The sequence below is a fragment of the Mycobacterium sp. IDUB_39 genome (assembly GCF_055419205.1).
This window is the reverse complement of record NZ_JBVAXF010000002.1, coordinates 879744-896425: the sequence shown is the minus strand read 5'-3', so window position 1 is coordinate 896425 and position 16682 is coordinate 879744. Positions and strand designations below refer to the sequence as shown.

The window sequence follows — 16682 nt, the reverse complement described above, 5'->3', positions numbered from 1 at the left end:
TCAGGTTGCGACGAAGTCGAGGATGTGGCGGGCGACGACGTCGGGCTGTTCGAGTTGCAGGAAGTGCCCGGCGTCCTCGACCAGGGCTGTGCGACTGCCCTCGGGCAGCCCCTTCTGCACCCAGTGCGTGTAATCCGATGAGGCACAACCATCGTCGGTGCCGTGCAGATACAGCGTCGGCAGCCTCGGCGCCGACAGCCAGTGCCGGTGCAGTTCGGCGTAACGCTGCGGCGGCTTGCTGTTGCGGACGGTCTGGCGGTAGTAGGCAAGAGCGGCGCGCCAATTGGCCGGGGCCCCAATGGCCGCAGTCACCAGGGCGACGTCCTCGGTCGCGTCGTAGCCGGGCGACCACTGGCGCCACAGTCGCGGGATCATCCACGACGCGGAACGGTCAGGCAGCCAAGGCAGTTGGTTGTAGGCGATGTACCAGCTGCGCAGCAGCTGACGCGGGATCTGCGCGATCAGCCGGCCCGCGTCAGGCGGCACCTTGCCCGGTCCCCGAAACGACGACGAGGGCGGCACCGACATGATGACGGCCTTCGCGAAGGGACTGTCGGGCATCGCCGCCAGCCCGGTGGCCGCGATCGCACCCCAGTCATGACCGATGACGACGTCTCGCGCTGTTGCACCAACCGCCTCGCGCACTGCGAGCGCATCGGCCATGAGTGCGCCGACGTGATAGCTCCCGTCGGCGGAGGTCGACGACGGCGCGTAGCCCCGCAGGTAGGGAGCGACCACCCGGTAGCCGGCGTCGACGAGCGCGGGTGCGACCTTGCGCCAGCCGCGTGCGGTATCGGGAAAACCGTGCAGGCACAAAGCCATCGGGCCGTCCTCGGGCCCCCAGATCAGAACCTTGAGGTCGACGTCCGGTGTCGCGACGTCGACCGTGCGGACCCCGGTCATGCGACTAGACCGGGTCGAACGCGGAGATCAGCCACTTGTCGCCGACCTTGTCCAACGTGACCCGCACGCTGGACGCCGTATCGGTCGGCGCCGAGGACCCGATGACCACGGTCTGGTTGACGAACACCAGAACCACAGCGCGGTTCGACTCTGCCGAGACCGACGCCGCCGCAGGCACCGTCGCGACGGCCGAGATCTGCTGTTCCTTGGCCCCGGGAATGACGACGTCGTTGATGAGTTCGCTGTAGGAGTTCTTGAACTCACCGGTGAGAAGGTTCTGCGCATCACCAAGCTGCTGGTCGACCTTGTCGGGCGTGTACGACAGCAGCGCGGTGGTGCTGTCCTTGGCCACCTGCATCGACTCGACGCGAGCGATATCGCCGTTGCGCACCGAGTTGTCGACGAACTTCAGGTAGCCCGCGCCCAGCGCCAGGATCAGCGCGAGGCCCGGCAGAATGCCGTACGCGAGGACGCGGGTCCAGTTGATGCGCCGTGCGGGTTCCTGTGGCGACGTGTCGTCGGCATCAGCGGTCGTCGTCTCGGCGGCCGTCGTCTCATCGAGTTCGACCGCGCCGCTCTTCGGCTCGGAGGCCACCGTCGTCTTCTCCTGATCGTTGTCGGTCACGGCACGAACTCCACGTTGGACACCTTCACGTCCTCGGCGGTCTTCTCCACCGTGATCCGCATCCGCCACGCCCGCGGCGCCTGCTCGGGCTGGCCCTCGACAGTGGTGTTGACAGTCACCGCAACGAGTACCTGTGCACCCTCCGATGTCTCGGACTCCAATCCGGCCTCGGTGACCTTGCCGACCGACTTGGACTTCACCTGCCGGACCACTTCGGCGAACGGCTGCGAGCGCTGCTGGAAGTCGTCGTAGAACGTGCCGGTCGCCGAATCGAGGATCCGCGCGACGTCGGCGTCGACGTTCTGAAAGTCAATGGTGGTGAGGTTCAGCGCACCCTGGCGCCCGACCTGGAGGAACACCTGCCGCTGATCGGCGACCTGGCGCGACTCGTACGCGCGGAAGCCGAGCCAGCCACTCAACCCGGCCAGCGCGATCACCGCGACCAGCCCGGCGATCATGGCGAGCCGGACGTGGGACATCGGTGCGCGTGGCGCGGTCGCGCCTTCAGCGCGGTCGGTCTCCGCCTCGTCGCCGGTGTCGTCGGGCGCGCCGGGAATCTCAGTTCCGGACTGCTCCACAGTGTCGTCGAGTTTCTCAGCCGGTTCGGCCGGCTCGCTTGCAGGCTTGCTCAGCTCCCTGGCGGGGGCAGCAGCATCGTCTGCCATGTTTGCTCCTCTGTGGCATTGCGGGCCAGATTGGACTGTGTGTACACGTGCCCGTCCGGTCCAACGTACGTGCCGCTGGCGGGATCGTATTCGGCGGCCGCTATCGGCGGCGGCACCGGACCCCGTGGTGGCGCTTCTTCCGCAGGTGACACCGCCGGGGGCACATGCGGGATGTCCTGTCCCGACAGTGTCGCATTGGGATCACCCTTCCAGTTGTAGCCGTCATTGAGCGGCACGTACTGCTCGCTGCTCTCGCACTGCTGCCACGTCGGGGCACGTTTGCCTGGCGCGGTGATGCAAGGCAGGTTGCGGGCGCCGCGCACGTTGAACGGAGCATCCTGCGGCACTCGACAGTAGACATCACCCGGCGGTCGGTCGGGATAGTCCTCGAAGGTGGGCACCCGCTGCTGCTGGGCGGGCAGGAATCCAGTCGTGCACGGCGGCGGCAACTGCTGCGGCGGCAGCGGTATCGGGGCCGGCAGAAGAGGAATCGCCAGATTAAGGTTGAACAGCAAGGCGTCGCCCTTGTAGTCCTGCTTCGTGTTCCGCTTGTGCACGCCGACGGCCTGCGTGACTGCAGTCCCCTGAGGCAGCAGAACCAGCAACTGTTCGAGGCTCGGCTGGTAGGTGACGGCCACCTCCCCGACGCTGACGAGGTTGGCCAGCACGATCGGCAGTGTGGGACGCAGCCGATCGAACAGGGCACGCACCTCCTCGGCGGCCCCAGGGCCCTTGGCCAGAATCCCCGCCACGGCCGGATCCTGGCTCTGCAGCTGGCCGCTGATACTCGCCAGATTCGCCGCCCACGCCTGGATCGACCCCGCTGTGTCGGTCTGGGTGTCCAGCACCGGCTTGGACTGGTCGATCAGCGTGATGAGGGAGTCGAGGTTCTTGCGGGCGTCGATGGCCAGAGTGGTGCTTCCCGTGACCAGCCGTCGCAGCTCCGGCCCGAGCCCGCCGACCGCGACGTACGCCTCGTCCACCACGGTCTGCAGGTTGTCGCGCGGGATCGCCTCCAGGCCACGGTTCGTGGCGTCCAGGACCGTGTTGATATCGGTCGGGACCGTGGCGCGATCCATCGGGATCACGTCACCGTCCTTCAATACCGGACCCTCGCCGCTGCGGGGCAGCAGCTGCACGAACTGCTCGCCGATGGAGGACACGCTGTGCACCTCGGCGTCGAGGTCGGCGGGAATCTCGACGTCAGAGTTCAGAGACAGCTCCGCCACGACACCGGTGTCGGTCAGCTTGACGCTCTTCACCTCGCCGACCTCCACGCCGCGGTAGGTGACATTGCCCCGTGGGTACAACCCACCCGTCTCGGGCAACTGCAGGGTGACACGGTACTGGCCGACGCCGAGGAGAGCAGGCAACCGCATGTACACCAAGACCATGATCACCAGTGCCGTGGTCGCGATGACGGCGAAGATCGCCATCTGGATGAGGATTTGCCGTGTCATGCGCATGTCAGGGCCCCTGATCCAAGCGGTACGGAGCGACCAACGGGTTGCCCGCGGTCCCCGGCCCGCCCGCGTTGCACGGGTTGGGGAATTGGCCGATCGTCCGGCCCCACTGCAGCTCCAGCCAGGTGAGATCGCACTCCCACCGCGTTCCGGTAAAGAAGCCCTGGTCGATCCGGCTCAACGTCAGGTCGACGATCAACGTCAGGTTCGCGTAGTCGCCGCGCATCCAATTGGTGAGCGTCTCCTTCGGGAACGGGAAGGTGGGAAGAAAGCTCAGCGCGCGGGTCATCGCTGGACCGGCATTGGCCAGCTCCTGCAGGACCACGCCGAGGTCTTTGAGCTCTTGAACCAACGCCTCCTTGGTTTGGTTGACCGAGTCGGCGGCCAGCGCGCTGAACTTGCCGAGCTGCACGAGTGCCTCGGCCAGGTTGGTGCGCTGATCTCTGAGCACGGCCAGCGCATCCGGAATCGTCTGTAGCGCCTTGTCCAGCACGGGCTTCTGCGCCGCAATTTGACCGACCAGATTGTTCAGGCTCTCGGCAGCGGCGATGATGTCCTGCTTTTGGTCGTCCAGATGACCGATCGCGATGTCAAGTTGGGAGATCAGGCTGCGCAAGTCGTTCTCGCGACCGGTGAATGCGGTGCTCAACGCCTCGGTGATGTCCTGAATCTCGCCGATGCCGCCGCCGTTGAGCAGCAGCGCAACGGCGGCCAGCGCCTGCTCGGTGCTCGGAAACGCACCCGATGACGACAAGGGAATCCGCGAGCCCTCTCTCAGCTTGCCCTCGGGCGCCACGCCGGTCGGCGGCGCCAGCTCGATGTGTAGTGACCCCAACAGGCTGGTTTGACCGAGCATGGCTGTCGCGTTGGCGGGCAGCTCGACGTCACCGTTGAGCTGCATCGTCACCAGCGCATGCCAACCCTGACGCTCGATCCGCTTGACGTGGCCGACGTTCACATCACCCACCCGGACACGGGAATTCGGCTCGATGTTGTCCACGTCGGGCATCTCCGCCTGAATGACGAACGCTCCGGGCCCCGTTCCCTCGACGCCCGGCAACGGAAGCGAGTTCAGTCCTCGCCAGTCGGCACAGCCAGCCAGCATCCCGGTCGACACGACCGCGACGATCACTGCGCGAAAGAGCTTGTCCCGCATCATGGCCCAACCCCAGGTGGCAGCATCAGCCCCTGCAGGCCGTCGGCCGGGTCCGGTGTGAGGGGCGCCTCCGCCGCCAACGGCGGGCCCGTGACCGGCGTTGGTGGCTGCCCGTTCGCCGGCGGCGGTGGCTGCTGCGCAGCGGGTTGCGGCGGAATGTAGTCCGGCCGCAGCCAATCCTCGCTGTAGGTCAGCTCATTCGGTCGCGTGGTGGCACCGACGAAGACATTCTGTGCGACGGGCAGGAAGTTGTACTGGCGGTTCTTCACAATCGGCGCCATGTATTGCACGCACAGCTTCGCCGACTGCTCGGCGCCCAGCCGTGACGCCGCCTGAATGGCGCCACACAGAAAGGCAAGGGGATTGGCGAAATTGTTGAGCATCGGCACACTGCTCACCGCACCCTGGGCCGGTTGCCAGATGTTCACGTAGTTCTGCAGGGTGTTGGGCGCCACGTGCAGGACCTGCTTGATGTCGCCCAGGCTGTCGGTCAACGCCTGGGTCACCCCAGCCAACTTGTCCGACGTGGTGCCCAGCGCTTCGCGGTTGTCGGCGACGAACGTCTGGACCTCGCCGACGACGGCGTTGAGATCGTGGACCGCGTTGGCCACTTCGCCAGGATCGTTGGCGAGTGAACCGGTCACGGACGCCAGGTTCTGGTTGAGTTGGCGCATCACGTTGGTGCTGTCCTGCAGCGCGGACACCAGGATCGCCAGGTTCTTGACGGTCGAGAAGATGTCGGTGCTGTGATCGCCGAGGGCCGAGAAGGCTTGCGACAGTTTGATGACGGTGTCCCGGATGTTGGCGCCCTCACCCCGCAAGTTGTCCGCGGCGGTGTTGATCACTGAGCCCAGCGGGCTCACGCCGCCGGGTTCAGTCGGCTGCAGCGTCTCGGACAGCTTCTCCAACTGCCGCCGGACCTCGTCCCATTCCACAGGAACCGCGGTGCGCTCTCGCGGAATCACGGCGTCGTCGGCCATAACGGGGCCTCCGGTGTAGGCCGGGGTGAGTTGAATGCTGCGCGCCGTCACCAACGTCGGCGACAAGATCGCCGCGTTGACGTCGGCCGGAACCTTGTACTTGCTGTCGAACCAGAACGAGACCTTGACCGACGTGGGCTGCGGCTCGATGGACTCGATCCTGCCCACGGGTACCCCGACGATGCGAACGTCGTCGCCCGCGTAGATGCCGTTGCTGTTCTCGAAGTAGGCGACGGCATGGGTGCGGTTGATCCGTTCGGTGTTGCGTAACAACACGACCGCGCCGCCCGCCAGTATCACCACCAGTGCAACGGCGAGGAGGTTCCTTGCGGTACGCGTCATTGTCCGGCCTCCGCGGGAGGCGGAACCTCACCCGGCGCGGGAACCAAGACGGGCTTCGGCGTGGGTTCGGGTGTGGATTCCAGCCCAGGAGGCGCCTCGGCGGGAGGACCGGGCGGCGGTCCGCCAGGCGGCGGGGCGGGTGGGGGCTCGCGGTAGGGGTAGCAGCCGGTGGGGCCGGGCAGTGGTAGACCGGGTGGACCGCAGCCCTGATCGCCGGGGTTCCCGGTGATCGCGTCCGGCAGGTTCAAGCGCGGTTCACCACCCTGGCCGGTCCGCGGGTAGGGCACCGGCAGTGCCGGTGTCCCCGGCTGGCCGATCTGCGGGTCGGTGAGTTCCGATGGCAGCTTCACGTTGGGGTCGAGACCGAGGTCGGAGAACGCGGCGTCGATGAACGGCTGCAGGAATTGCCCCGGCAGGAGGTTGGCGACGTAGGTCTTGAAGAACGGCCCCGATGCCACCGATTCGCCCAACGACATCGAATACTGGCCGAGCAGTTTGATCGACCTCTGCAAGCGTTCCTTGCGGTTGTCGACGATCGTCAGCACGCCGTTGAGCTTGTCCAGGGCAGGTTTCATGGTGCCCCGGTTCTCGGCGATGAAGCCCGACAGCTGATTGCTAAGCGCCGAGATGTTGCCGGAGACCTGATCCAGTGCGGCGCTTTGGCTTTCTAGCTCGCTCAGCAGCGCATTGGTGTTGGCGACCAGGCTCACGATCTGGTCACTGCGCTCGGCCAGCACGGTGGTGGCCTTGTTGGCGTCGACCAGCAGACTTCGCAGCTGCACGTCACGTTCGTTCAGCGTCTCGGAGAACCGCGCCACGCCCTCGATCGCGACACGCAGCTCGGGCGGGGTGTCGGCGAAGGTCGCCGACAACACCCGCAGCGAATCGGACAGCTGGTTGGTGTTCAGGCCGCTGATCGTCACCGCCAGCTCGCCCAGCGCGTCGGGCAGTTGATATGGCGACGTGGTGCGCTCGACGGGAATCGTGCCCTCTTGTTGGCCTTCACCGCGGGAGGTGACCTCGAGGATCTTGGTGCCCAACAGCCCCCTGGTCTTTATCGCCGCCTCGGTGCGATCCCCGAGCCGGATGTTCTTGGCGACGGTGAACTTCACCAGTGCCAGTGGCCCGTCCAACTCGATCGACTTGACCTCACCTACCTTGAAGCCCGAAACCTGTACCGCCTCACCGTTTGTCAGACCGCCCCCCTCGGCGAAGTAGGCCGAGTACTCCTTACCCTGCAGGAACGGCAGCCTGTCGTAGTTCAGGGACCCAATCACGATGCCGATCGTCAACGCCAGGCCGACGGCACCGACGACTAGCTGATTCCGTTCACTGAAGGACTTCACCTTGGCGCGCACCTCCCGGTGGACTGGCCGGCGACTTTGACGTACACCGGCTGGCCTCCCTTGCCGTTGAGCTTCAGCACGATGTCGCACAGATAGAAGGAGAAGAAGTCGCCGTAGATGCCCTGCCGCGCAAGCGCCTGGTACGCGTCCGGCAGCGTGTTGAGCAGGTTGTCGAAGTAGTCATGATCAGCCACCACGATTCCCGCAGCGCGGTCCGTCTCTTGGATCGTCTTCGCAAAGGGCGGACGGGCCTGCGCCAGAAGGTCTGTGATGCTGGCGGCGGCGGCGTTGGTGTACGCCACCCCGTTGGCGATGTCCACCCTGCGGTCCTTGAGGCTCGTCAGCAATTCCGAGAGCGCGTCGACTGCCTTGGCGAACTGGTCGCTTTGATCACCCAGTGATCCCAGCACGACATTGAGGTTGGTGATCACGTCGCCGATCAACTGGTCCCTGTCAGCCAGGGTCGTCGTCAGCGCCGCGGTCTGGGCCAGGAATGAGTTGATCGTCGCGCCCTGACCCTGCAGGGCCTGAATCAGCTGGCCCGACAACGCGTTTACCTGATCGGGATCCAGCGCCTTGAACAGCGGCCGAAAACCACCGATCAGCGCATCGAGGTCCAGCGCCGGCGAGGTGCGGGCGAGGGGAATCGTGTCCCCGGGCTTGAGCGTCGCGGTGCCGCCGGCACCCTCCTGCAGGGCCAGGTAGCGGCCGCCGATCAGGTCGTCGTAGCGGATGACGGCCCTGCTGCCCTCGGTCAGCACCACCGACTGATCTGCGGTGAACTCGACCATCGCCGTCGTGTCGGGTTGAATCGCAACATCTTTGACCTGGCCCACCTCCACACCGGCGATGCGGACGAAGTCACCGTTCTCCAACCCTGTCACATTCGTGAACTCGGCTCTATAAGTCTTGGTCGCCTCCCCGAAACGCAGTTCCCCGAAGACCGCGAACAGGCCGAACACGCCGAGCAGGCAGACCACCAAGAACACGCCAAGACGCCACGCGTCATGGCGAATCCGGGTGGTCAAGCCTGGCATGGCGGGTTACCTCTCCTGGTCTCTGTCGGTGTGGATCATGGGCTCGGCGCGGCCTCTCGCGGCAACGGGATCGGTGGCAGTGGTGTCGGCTGCATCTCCGCGGGTGAGTGGACGATGAACGGCTCGGTGCCCGGCCTCGGGCCGGGATCCCGCGGCGCCATCGGCGGCGGCGCTGGTGGCAACCCCGGCCACAGCGGGGTGCCGTCCGGCGCGTACAGGTCCGCGCCGTAGGCCGGAGCCCCCGGGTACGGGATCGGTCCCGGCGCGGGGCCGCCGAAGAGGTTGCGGATGCTGGGTGGTTCGGGCACCCCTCGAGTGGTCGGGAAGTAATTGGCCCAAGCCGGGAAGCCGATGCCGGGGTTGGGCCGCCAGTCGATCCCGGTGCCAAATCCGGTGTTCGTGACGAGATTTCGCACCGGCCAGTTCTTCGCGACGTCGGGCAGCGAACCGCATCCCGGTTTACCGCCCGGTCCGCCCTTAGCGCCGATGACCGGCAGGTTGTCGGGATAGTGGTACGGGTCGTCCCCGAGTGACAGCCCGACGTCCAGCACCAGAGAGCGGCCGTTTCCGCCTGGCGCCTCATAGCCGCCCGTGTCCAGCAGGGTCTTTGCCCCCACCAGCAGGCAGGTGTACTCCGGGTTGTACTTGTACAGCAGGTTCGTGGTCGGCTCGAGCACGTTGATGGCCCTGATCAGGTTGGCCTGGTTCGGAGCGAGCAGGCTGATGCCGCTGTTGGAGAGCCCGATGGTGCCGAGCAGCAGTGCATCCAGCTGTTGGGCGTGGCTGGTGATGGTGGTGCTGGTTGTGCTGAGCGCGTCGAGTGTGGACAGGATGTTCTGCGCCGCAACGCCGAACGTGTCGTTGAAGTCCCTCAGCGCTCGCAGATCGGCGGTGATCGTCTCGTAACGCGGATTCAGTTCGAGCAGAACCTGATTCGCGTCTGTGGTGGCCTGGCCGATCCGCTGGCCCTGCCCGCGGAGACCGTCGGCGAGCGCTGACAGTGTGCTGTTGAGCTTGGCCGGGTCGATCTTCTGCAGGACGGAGACGACGTTCTGGAATACCGTGTTGGCCTCGACGGTGACGTTGCGCGACTTGATCACCTGTCCGGGGGCCAGCCGCTGCTGGCTGGGATCGCTGGGGTAAACGAGATCGACGAACTTGGCACCGAACACCGTGGTAGCCCGGATCTGGGCCTCGACATTCGCCGGGATGTACTGGATCTTGTCCTTGTCGATCTCCAGTTTCAGCGCCACCGGCCCGCTGCCGCCCTGGATGGAGGTGACCCGCCCGACCTGGACGCCACGCAATTTGACCCTGGCGTCGGTCTCCATCACCAGGCCCGACCGGTCAGACGTCAGCGTGACCGTTTCGGTCGACTTGAAACTGCCCAGGAACAACGCGTACGTCAGCCACAGCGCCACGCCGATCAGGACCACGAGGATTAACGTCCACCACGCGGGGTGCAGGCCTTCGTCGTGTTGTTCCATCGTCACCCGGCCAGATTGAAATTGCCGGACTTGCCATAAACCGCAAGCGAGAGCATGACCAGGACGAAGGCCGAGACGATCAGCGATGAGCGCACTGCCCGCCCGACAGCCTCCCCCACCCCAGCCGGCCCACCGCGTGCGGTGTAGCCGTAATAGGTGTGCACGAGCATGATCACCACCGACAGGGCGATGCATTGGCCGAAGGACCACATCAGGTCAGTCGGGTTCAAAAATGTTTTGAAGTAGTGGTCGTAGACGCCCGTCGATTGCCCGTACAGAACGGTGGTGCCAAACCGCGCCGCCCAGAACGCCATCAGCACACCCACGCAGTACAGCGGAATCACCACGAGGAAGCCTGCGATGACCCGGCTCGACGCGAGAAACGCGATGCTGCGGATACCCATCACTTCGAGCGCGTCGATCTCCTCGTTGATCCGCATGGCGCCGAGTTGTGCGGTGGCTCCGGCGCCGATGGTGGCGGACAGCGCGATGGCGGTGGTGGCAGGTGCGATCAGGCGCACGTTGAAGTAGGCCGACACGAATCCTGTCAGAGCCTCCACGCCGAGTTCGGAGAAGTCGCTGTAGCCCTGCACCGCCACCAGTGCGCCCGTCGTCACGGTCAAGAAGCCGACGATGGCGACCGTGCCACCGATGATTATCAACGCCCCCGCACCGAGGCCCATCTGAGCGATGATCCGAATCAACTCGACCCGGTAGTGCATCAACACGTAATGCGTCGCGCGCACGGTGCGGCCGTAGAACTTGGTTTGCGTTCCAATGTGGTTCCAGGCGTCGCTCACTCCGCGGAACCAGCTTTTCAGCCAGGGGAACTGGGAGTGATGCCTTGAGATCGTCATAGCGTGATCTTGATCGCTATGGCGGTTGCAACGATGTTGATGGCGAACAGCGCCATGAAGGTGAACACCACGGTTTCGTTCACCGCGTTGCCGACACCGGCCGGCCCGCCACGCACGGAAATCCCCTTGTAGCAGGCGATCAGGGCGGCCGAGAGCCCAAACAACGCCGCTTTCACCAGCGCGATCACCACGTCGGTGGCGCCGATGATTAGGGTCAGGCCGGCCGCGAAGGCCCCCGGAGACACGTTCTGGATGTAGACGACGAAGAGAAAGGCGCCGGACAGACCCACGAGAATCACCGTGGCAGACAGCGCCAGCGACACCACGGTGGCGGCCAGCACCCTGGGGACCACAAGCGCCTGAATGGGATTGATCCCCATCACGCGCAGCGCATCGAGCTCTTCACGAATCGTCCGCGCACCCAGATCGGCGCACATGGCTGTGGCGCCAGCTCCAGCGACCACCAAGACCGTAACGATGGGCCCGATCTGCCGCACCGTGCCGAGGGCGGCCCCTGTCCCAGAGAAGTCCGCGGCACCGATCTCGCCCAGCAGGATGGTTTCGATGAAGGTCAGCAACACCGTGTACGGAATTGTCAACAACAACGTCGGTACTATCGACACCCTGGCGACGAACCACGACTGAGCGATGAACTCACGCCACGCGAAGGGCGGCCGGAACATGGCCACGAACGTGTCGAGCGCCATGGCGTAGAACCCGCCGAAGGCACGCACCGGCTTCGCAATGACGTTGGAGGCCACCACTAGTCGGCCCTTCCCCGCCAGCGCCTCTCCGTCATGGGTCGTTGATCCCTCCGACGTATTACACGCTCGTAGGAGGTGAGTGTGACACCGGGAACTCGTCCGAATCCCGAAATCACCGATTTCGGGGACCAACCGCCGGAATTCCCTGCCTATCTAGCCCGCCATCCGTTGACTGAACGGTCGCGGTCTCGCCCCGACGGCTGCCCGCACGGGGTCGGCATCAGCAAAGCGCCGACAATGCGCACGTCGCGCCAATCACGCACCGTCGACGGCCGCCTCCAGTTCAGCAATCACGATCCGCCGCATTCCCAGCATCGCGGTGGTCGCTGCGGCTGCACGGGCGGTGTCGGGATCCTCGATCAGTTCGTACAACCGCTTGGGGGTGATCTGCCAGCTCAGCCCATACCGGTCCTTGAGCCAGCCGCATTGCGATTCCTGCCCGCCCTCGAGCAGCGTGAACCAGTAGTAGTCCACCTCTTCCTGGTCGGCGCAGAGAATCTCGAATGACACGGCCTCGGTGAAGGGGAACAGCGGCCCTCCGTTGATGCCGAGGAACCGCTGGCCGTCGAGCACGAACGTGCCGTACACGACGTCACCGGGCTTTCCGGGGCCTGCGTCGGTGTAGCGGGTGTATCCCTCGATCGATGAGTTGGGGAAGACCGAGGTGTAGAACTCCGCGGCCTCCTCGAGGTCGTCGTTGAACCAGAGCGATGGCGTGATAGTTGGCATGTGGTGTGGACCCACCGTGTCCCCAGAAATCATCGCGTAGCGCTCATTGCAGGCCGGGGCAGCGTCGTTGGTGGTGAAGCCGCTGGGTAACGTGAGGTCCGGGGTCGGCCGAGAGGAATTCCGTGACCATTTCGAGTGCACCGCAGACCGTGACGTTTCGTGGCGTCGACGACCTGTCCCTGGTTGCCGACGAGTGGAACCGGGACGCACCCGGTGAGCACCCGACGATCCTCATGCTGCACGGCGGTGGCCAGAACCGGCACTCGTGGAAGAACACGGGCCAGATCCTCGCCGATGCCGGCTATCACGTGATCGCCCTCGACAGTCGGGGCCACGGCGACAGCGACCGCTCGCCCACCGCGACGTACGCGGTCGAGGCGCTGTGCGACGACACCCTGCAGGTGCTGTACCAGATCGGGCGGCCGGTCGTGCTGATCGGCGCCAGCATGGGCGGAATGACCGGGATCGCCGCCGCGCACGAGGCCGGGCCCGAGTTGGTGACCAAGCTCGTGCTCGTCGACGTCGTACCGCGGTTCGAGAAGGGCGGCAGCGCGCGTATCCGTGACTTCATGGCCAGCGGCCTGGACGGTTTCGACACGCTCGAGGAGGCCGCCGACGCCGTTGCCGCCTACCTTCCGCACCGCACCAAACCGCGCAGCGTTGAGGGCCTGAAGAAGAATCTGCGCGAGCGTGACGGCCGCTGGTACTGGCACTGGGATCCCGCATTCCTGACCAAGCCGGAGGACGATCCGTTCATCCGCGTCGAGAAGCTCGAGCAGGCCGCAATCAACCTGGAGATCCCGATCCTGCTGATCCGGGGCAAACTCTCCGACGTCGTCAGCACCAAGGGCGTGCAGGACTTCCTGGCCAAGGTGCCGCGCGCGGAACTCGTCGAGTTGTCCGACGCCGGCCATACCGCCGCCGGGGACGACAACGACGCCTTCACCGACGCCGTCGTCCAATTCGTCAGCCCGTGACCACCGGCTTCAACTTCCTCGAGCAGCCCGAGCTGCCTGCCCCGCAGGTCAGCGAGGCTGAGGCGCAGGCGCTGCTGTCCGATCACTACGGGCTGAGTGCCCGCGTGGAATCACTTGGCAGCCAACAGGACAAGAACTTCCTGGTCCGGCTCGACGATGACGCTCCGGCGGGCGTCCTGAAGATCGCGAACCCGGCGTTCAGTGCCGTCGAACTCGAAGCCCAGGACGAGGCGGCCCGACTGATCGCCGTCACCGAGCCCACGCTGCGGGTCGCGGCACCCCTGCCGAATCAGGCCGGCGACGTGTACACGACGGTGACAGGTCTGCTCGACGGCGACGCGCACGTGCGCCTGCTGCCGTTCCTTGCCGGCGGCACCCTCGTCGCCGCGGGATACCTCTCGCCCACCGTGATCGCAGGCATGGGCGAGGTCGCCGGCCGAGTCAGCCGATCCCTGTCCGGTTTCACCCATCCCGGCCTCGACCGGGCCCTGCAGTGGGACCTGCGGTACGGCAATGACGTCGTGACCGCGCTAGCCCGCCATGTGACCGATCCTGCGCTGCGCGAGCGTCTGTGTGCGGCCGCGGCCGCCGCATGGGAGCGGGTCACCGCCCTTGCCGACGCCCTCCCGCGCCAGGCCGTCCACCTCGACCTCACCGACGCCAACCTGGTGATGGCACAGGACATCGGTGCCGCACGCCCCGACGGTGTCATCGACTTCGGCGATCTGTCGAACACCTGGGCGGTGAGCGAACTCGCTGTGGCGCTGTCATCCGTGCTGGGCCACCCGGGCGCATCACCGACGTCGATACTGCCGGGTGTCAGGGCATTCCATGCGATCCGGCCGTTGTCGCCCGCCGAGGCAGATGCGCTGTGGCCGCTACTGGTCCTGCGTAGCGCGGTGCTGATCGTCAGCGGCGCACAGCAGGCCGAACTGGAACCGGACAACAGCTACCTCACCGAGCAAGCCGACGCCGAGACGCGCATGTTCACCCAGGCCACATCTCTGCCGATCGAGGTGATGACCGGCGTGATCCGCGCCGCGATCGGCCTGGGCGGTCCGCCCGAGATCGTCGCGGGTGAACCGATGATCTCAGGTGTGGCTCCGGAATCGGTGGTGACACTTGACCTCTCGAGTACGTCTGCCGTCTTTGATGACGGCGTGTTCGGTCAGCAGGTCGAGGACGAGGCTGCCCGAGGTGCCATCCGCGCCGGGGCGGCCCTGGCGGTCACCCAGTTCGGCGAGGCACGGCTCACGCGCTCGCACTTCCTAAGCCAGCACTCCCCCGACGTCATCGCCACCGGTGTCTCGCTGTGGCCAGCCCGGCCCCTGACGCTGGCCTCGCCGTGGCCGGGTCGGTGCAGCCGCTCCGGTGACACCGTCACCGTTCACGGCGCACACTTCGTCGTGACGGTGACGGGTGCTGACAGCGCATCCGGTGACCGGGTCGAGGCCGGGGTGCCGTTCGCCACCATCGAGGAGAGCACCTGGGCGACGATCACGGTCACGCCCGCGGATGCCCCGACGGTTCCGCAGTTCACCGCCGCCGACCTCAAGCCGGGCTGGCTGACGCTGGCCCGCGACCCCGGGCCGCTGCTGGGGTTGGCACCGTCCACCCCGGCGTCTCTCCCGGACACGGACCGAGACCTGTTGGCGCGCAGGGATGACAGCTTCGCCAGAGTGCAGGAGCACTACTACGCCGAGCCGCCGCAGATTGAGCGTGGCTGGCGCCACCACCTGATGGCGACGGACGGCCGAACCTACCTCGATATGGTCAACAACGTCACGGTGCTGGGCCACGCTCACCCCCGCGTCGCCGACGCCGCCGCACGCCAGCTTCGCCGCCTCAACACGAACTCACGGTTCAACTACGCGTCGGTGGTCGAGTTCAGCGAGCGACTGGCGGCGACCCTGCCCGATCCGCTGGACACCGTCTTCCTCGTCAACTCCGGTTCGGAGGCAAGCGATCTGGCGATCCGGCTGGCGACGGCCGCCACCGGCCGACGCGACGTGGTGGCGGTCAGGGAGGCCTATCACGGCTGGACGTACGCCACCGACGCCGTGTCGACGTCCACCGCGGACAACCCGAACGCGCTGAGCACCCGACCCGACTGGGTGCACACCGTCGAGTCTCCCAACAGCTTTCGCGGTATGTACCGTGGCGCCGACGTCGGCTGGTACGCGCTCGATGCCGTGCATCAGATCGAGGACCTGGTCGGCACGGGTCGCGCGCCCGCCGGTTTCATCTGCGAGACCGTGTACGGCAATGCCGGCGGCATGATGCTGCCCGACGGCTACCTCACCCAGGTGTACGCGGCGGTACGCGCCGCCGGAGGCCTGGCGATCGCCGACGAGGTCCAAGTCGGTTACGGCCGTCTGGGCCAGTGGTTCTGGGGGTTTCACCAGCAGGACGTGGTGCCCGATATCGTTTCGGTGGCGAAGGCGACGGGTAACGGCTCCCCACTCGGCGCGGTGATCACCAGCCGGGCGGTGGCCGACGCGTTCGCCTCGCAGGGCTACTTCTTCTCCTCGACCGGTGGCAGCCCGCTGTCGTGCACGATCGGCCTCACCGTTCTAGACGTGATGGTCGACGAGGACCTGCAGGGCAACGCGGCCCGGGTGGGCTCCCATCTCAAGGAGCGCCTCCTGGCGCTGCGCGACAGGCACCCCATGATCGGCACGGTGCACGGCATGGGCCTGTACCTGGGCGTTGAGATGGTCCGCGACGCCGTCACGTTGACGCCCGCGTCCGAGGAGACCGCGGCGATCTGCGACCGCATGCTCGAGCTGGGTGTCGTGATCCAGCCGACCGGTGAGCATCTCAACATCCTTAAGACCAAGCCGCCGTTGTGCATCGATGTGCCGGGGGCGGACTTCTACGTCGACACGCTGGACCGTGTGCTGACCGAGGGTTGGTGACCGGCGTTTAGGGTGCAGGGATGACATCCTCCGCCGACACCGTGGTCACCGAGTTCTGCGCACTGTGGTCGACGGCTGACGTCGACCAGATCGTCGACTGGTTCACCGAAGACGCGGTCTACCACAACATCCCGTTGGCAGCCGCTGTGGGCCGCGATGCCATCAGGGAGTTCATCGCAGGCTTCATCGCCGCCTTCGACGGTATCGACTTCACCGTGCACCGCCAGCTCGCGTCCGGTGATGTGGTGATGAACGAGCGGACGGACGTGATGAGGCGCAAGGACGGCGGCGAGATCGCGCTACCCGTGATGGGTGTCTTCGAGGTGCGCGACGGGAAGATCGCGGTGTGGCGGGACTACTTCGACATGGCCACGGTCGCCGCGGCGTTCGACTGACCTCCCCCGGTTGGCGGCCTGGGGGCCGATACTGAGTC

General features: G+C 66.1%; 15 protein-coding genes. 3 read left to right on the top strand and 12 right to left on the bottom strand.

Annotated elements, in window-relative coordinates; translation table 11 throughout:
- The 12 genes from ACZY0X_RS10425 to ACZY0X_RS10370 form a co-directional block, all read right to left on the bottom strand.
- Positions 1–903, bottom strand: a complete 903-nt coding sequence (locus ACZY0X_RS10425; RefSeq protein ID WP_463770029.1) for an alpha/beta fold hydrolase — start codon at positions 901–903, stop codon at positions 1–3.
- Between the two features lie 4 nt (positions 904–907).
- Positions 908–1528: a hypothetical protein gene (locus ACZY0X_RS10420; RefSeq protein ID WP_463770028.1), complete on the bottom strand. Its 621-nt coding sequence runs from the start codon at positions 1526–1528 to the stop codon at positions 908–910.
- Complete coding sequence (locus ACZY0X_RS10415; RefSeq protein ID WP_463770026.1) at positions 1525–2193, bottom strand: Mce protein; 669 nt, start codon at positions 2191–2193, stop codon at positions 1525–1527. Before ACZY0X_RS10415 ends, ACZY0X_RS10420 begins: the two co-directional genes overlap by 4 nt.
- The gene (locus ACZY0X_RS10410; protein ID WP_463770024.1) at positions 2157–3659 is read right to left on the bottom strand and encodes an MCE family protein; all 1503 of its coding nucleotides are present in this window, start codon (positions 3657–3659) and stop codon (positions 2157–2159) included. Before ACZY0X_RS10410 ends, ACZY0X_RS10415 begins: the two co-directional genes overlap by 37 nt.
- Before the next feature lies 1 nt (position 3660).
- Positions 3661–4812, bottom strand: a complete 1152-nt coding sequence (locus ACZY0X_RS10405; protein ID WP_463770614.1) for an MCE family protein — start codon at positions 4810–4812, stop codon at positions 3661–3663.
- Entirely contained in the window at positions 4812–6134 is a 1323-nt protein-coding gene (locus tag ACZY0X_RS10400) for an MCE family protein (protein WP_463770022.1), read from the bottom strand. Before ACZY0X_RS10400 ends, ACZY0X_RS10405 begins: the two co-directional genes overlap by 1 nt.
- Positions 6131–7480 carry an MCE family protein gene (locus ACZY0X_RS10395; RefSeq protein ID WP_463770020.1) on the bottom strand — a complete coding sequence of 450 codons (1350 nt, stop codon included), beginning with the start codon at positions 7478–7480 and terminating at the stop codon, positions 6131–6133. Before ACZY0X_RS10395 ends, ACZY0X_RS10400 begins: the two co-directional genes overlap by 4 nt.
- A complete protein-coding gene (locus tag ACZY0X_RS10390; protein WP_463770018.1) occupies positions 7477–8517 on the bottom strand; it encodes a virulence factor Mce family protein in 1041 nt (346 codons plus the stop codon). The genes ACZY0X_RS10395 and ACZY0X_RS10390 overlap by 4 nt, the downstream gene beginning before the upstream one ends.
- A gap of 35 nt (positions 8518–8552) precedes the next feature.
- Positions 8553–10004 (bottom strand): MCE family protein, encoded by a 1452-nt coding sequence (locus tag ACZY0X_RS10385; RefSeq protein ID WP_463770612.1) that lies wholly within the window; start codon positions 10002–10004, stop codon positions 8553–8555.
- Between the two features lie 2 nt (positions 10005–10006).
- Complete coding sequence (locus tag ACZY0X_RS10380) at positions 10007–10861, bottom strand: ABC transporter permease (RefSeq protein WP_463770016.1); 855 nt, start codon at positions 10859–10861, stop codon at positions 10007–10009.
- A complete protein-coding gene (locus ACZY0X_RS10375; RefSeq protein WP_463770014.1) occupies positions 10858–11625 on the bottom strand; it encodes an MlaE family ABC transporter permease in 768 nt (255 codons plus the stop codon). Before ACZY0X_RS10375 ends, ACZY0X_RS10380 begins: the two co-directional genes overlap by 4 nt.
- 255 nt (positions 11626–11880) lie before the next feature.
- Positions 11881–12354, bottom strand: coding sequence for a VOC family protein (locus ACZY0X_RS10370; protein ID WP_463770012.1), 474 nt, complete (start codon positions 12352–12354; stop codon positions 11881–11883).
- 122 nt (positions 12355–12476) lie between these two features.
- On the opposite strand from ACZY0X_RS10370, the gene ACZY0X_RS10365 reads away from it, so the two are divergent.
- The 3 genes from ACZY0X_RS10365 to ACZY0X_RS10355 are packed head-to-tail and all read left to right on the top strand — an operon-like array spanning position 12477 to position 16644.
- Complete coding sequence (locus ACZY0X_RS10365; protein ID WP_463770010.1) at positions 12477–13331, top strand: alpha/beta fold hydrolase; 855 nt, start codon at positions 12477–12479, stop codon at positions 13329–13331.
- Positions 13328–16249, top strand: a complete 2922-nt coding sequence (locus ACZY0X_RS10360; protein WP_463770008.1) for an aminotransferase — start codon at positions 13328–13330, stop codon at positions 16247–16249. Before ACZY0X_RS10365 ends, ACZY0X_RS10360 begins: the two co-directional genes overlap by 4 nt.
- Positions 16250–16269: 20 nt before the next feature.
- Entirely contained in the window at positions 16270–16644 is a 375-nt protein-coding gene (locus tag ACZY0X_RS10355) for a nuclear transport factor 2 family protein (RefSeq protein WP_463770006.1), read from the top strand.
- The last annotated feature ends 38 nt before the right edge of the window (positions 16645–16682 follow it).

Excerpts from the sequence above, each read along its gene's own strand:
- ACZY0X_RS10425 (WP_463770029.1), bottom strand. The coding sequence starts at position 903 with ATGACCGGGGTCCGCACGGTCGACGTCGCGACACCGGACGTCGACCTC.
- ACZY0X_RS10415 (WP_463770026.1), bottom strand. The coding sequence starts at position 2,193 with ATGGCAGACGATGCTGCTGCCCCCGCCAGGGAGCTGAGCAAGCCTGCA.
- ACZY0X_RS10410 (WP_463770024.1), bottom strand. The coding sequence starts at position 3,659 with ATGCGCATGACACGGCAAATCCTCATCCAGATGGCGATCTTCGCCGTC.
- ACZY0X_RS10405 (WP_463770614.1), bottom strand. The coding sequence starts at position 4,812 with ATGCGGGACAAGCTCTTTCGCGCAGTGATCGTCGCGGTCGTGTCGACC.
- ACZY0X_RS10400 (WP_463770022.1), bottom strand. The coding sequence starts at position 6,134 with ATGACGCGTACCGCAAGGAACCTCCTCGCCGTTGCACTGGTGGTGATA.
- ACZY0X_RS10390 (WP_463770018.1), bottom strand. The coding sequence starts at position 8,517 with ATGCCAGGCTTGACCACCCGGATTCGCCATGACGCGTGGCGTCTTGGC.
- ACZY0X_RS10385 (WP_463770612.1), bottom strand. The coding sequence starts at position 10,004 with ATGGAACAACACGACGAAGGCCTGCACCCCGCGTGGTGGACGTTAATC.
- ACZY0X_RS10380 (WP_463770016.1), bottom strand. The coding sequence starts at position 10,861 with ATGACGATCTCAAGGCATCACTCCCAGTTCCCCTGGCTGAAAAGCTGG.
- ACZY0X_RS10370 (WP_463770012.1), bottom strand. The coding sequence starts at position 12,354 with ATGCCAACTATCACGCCATCGCTCTGGTTCAACGACGACCTCGAGGAG.
- ACZY0X_RS10355 (WP_463770006.1), top strand. The coding sequence starts at position 16,270 with ATGACATCCTCCGCCGACACCGTGGTCACCGAGTTCTGCGCACTGTGG.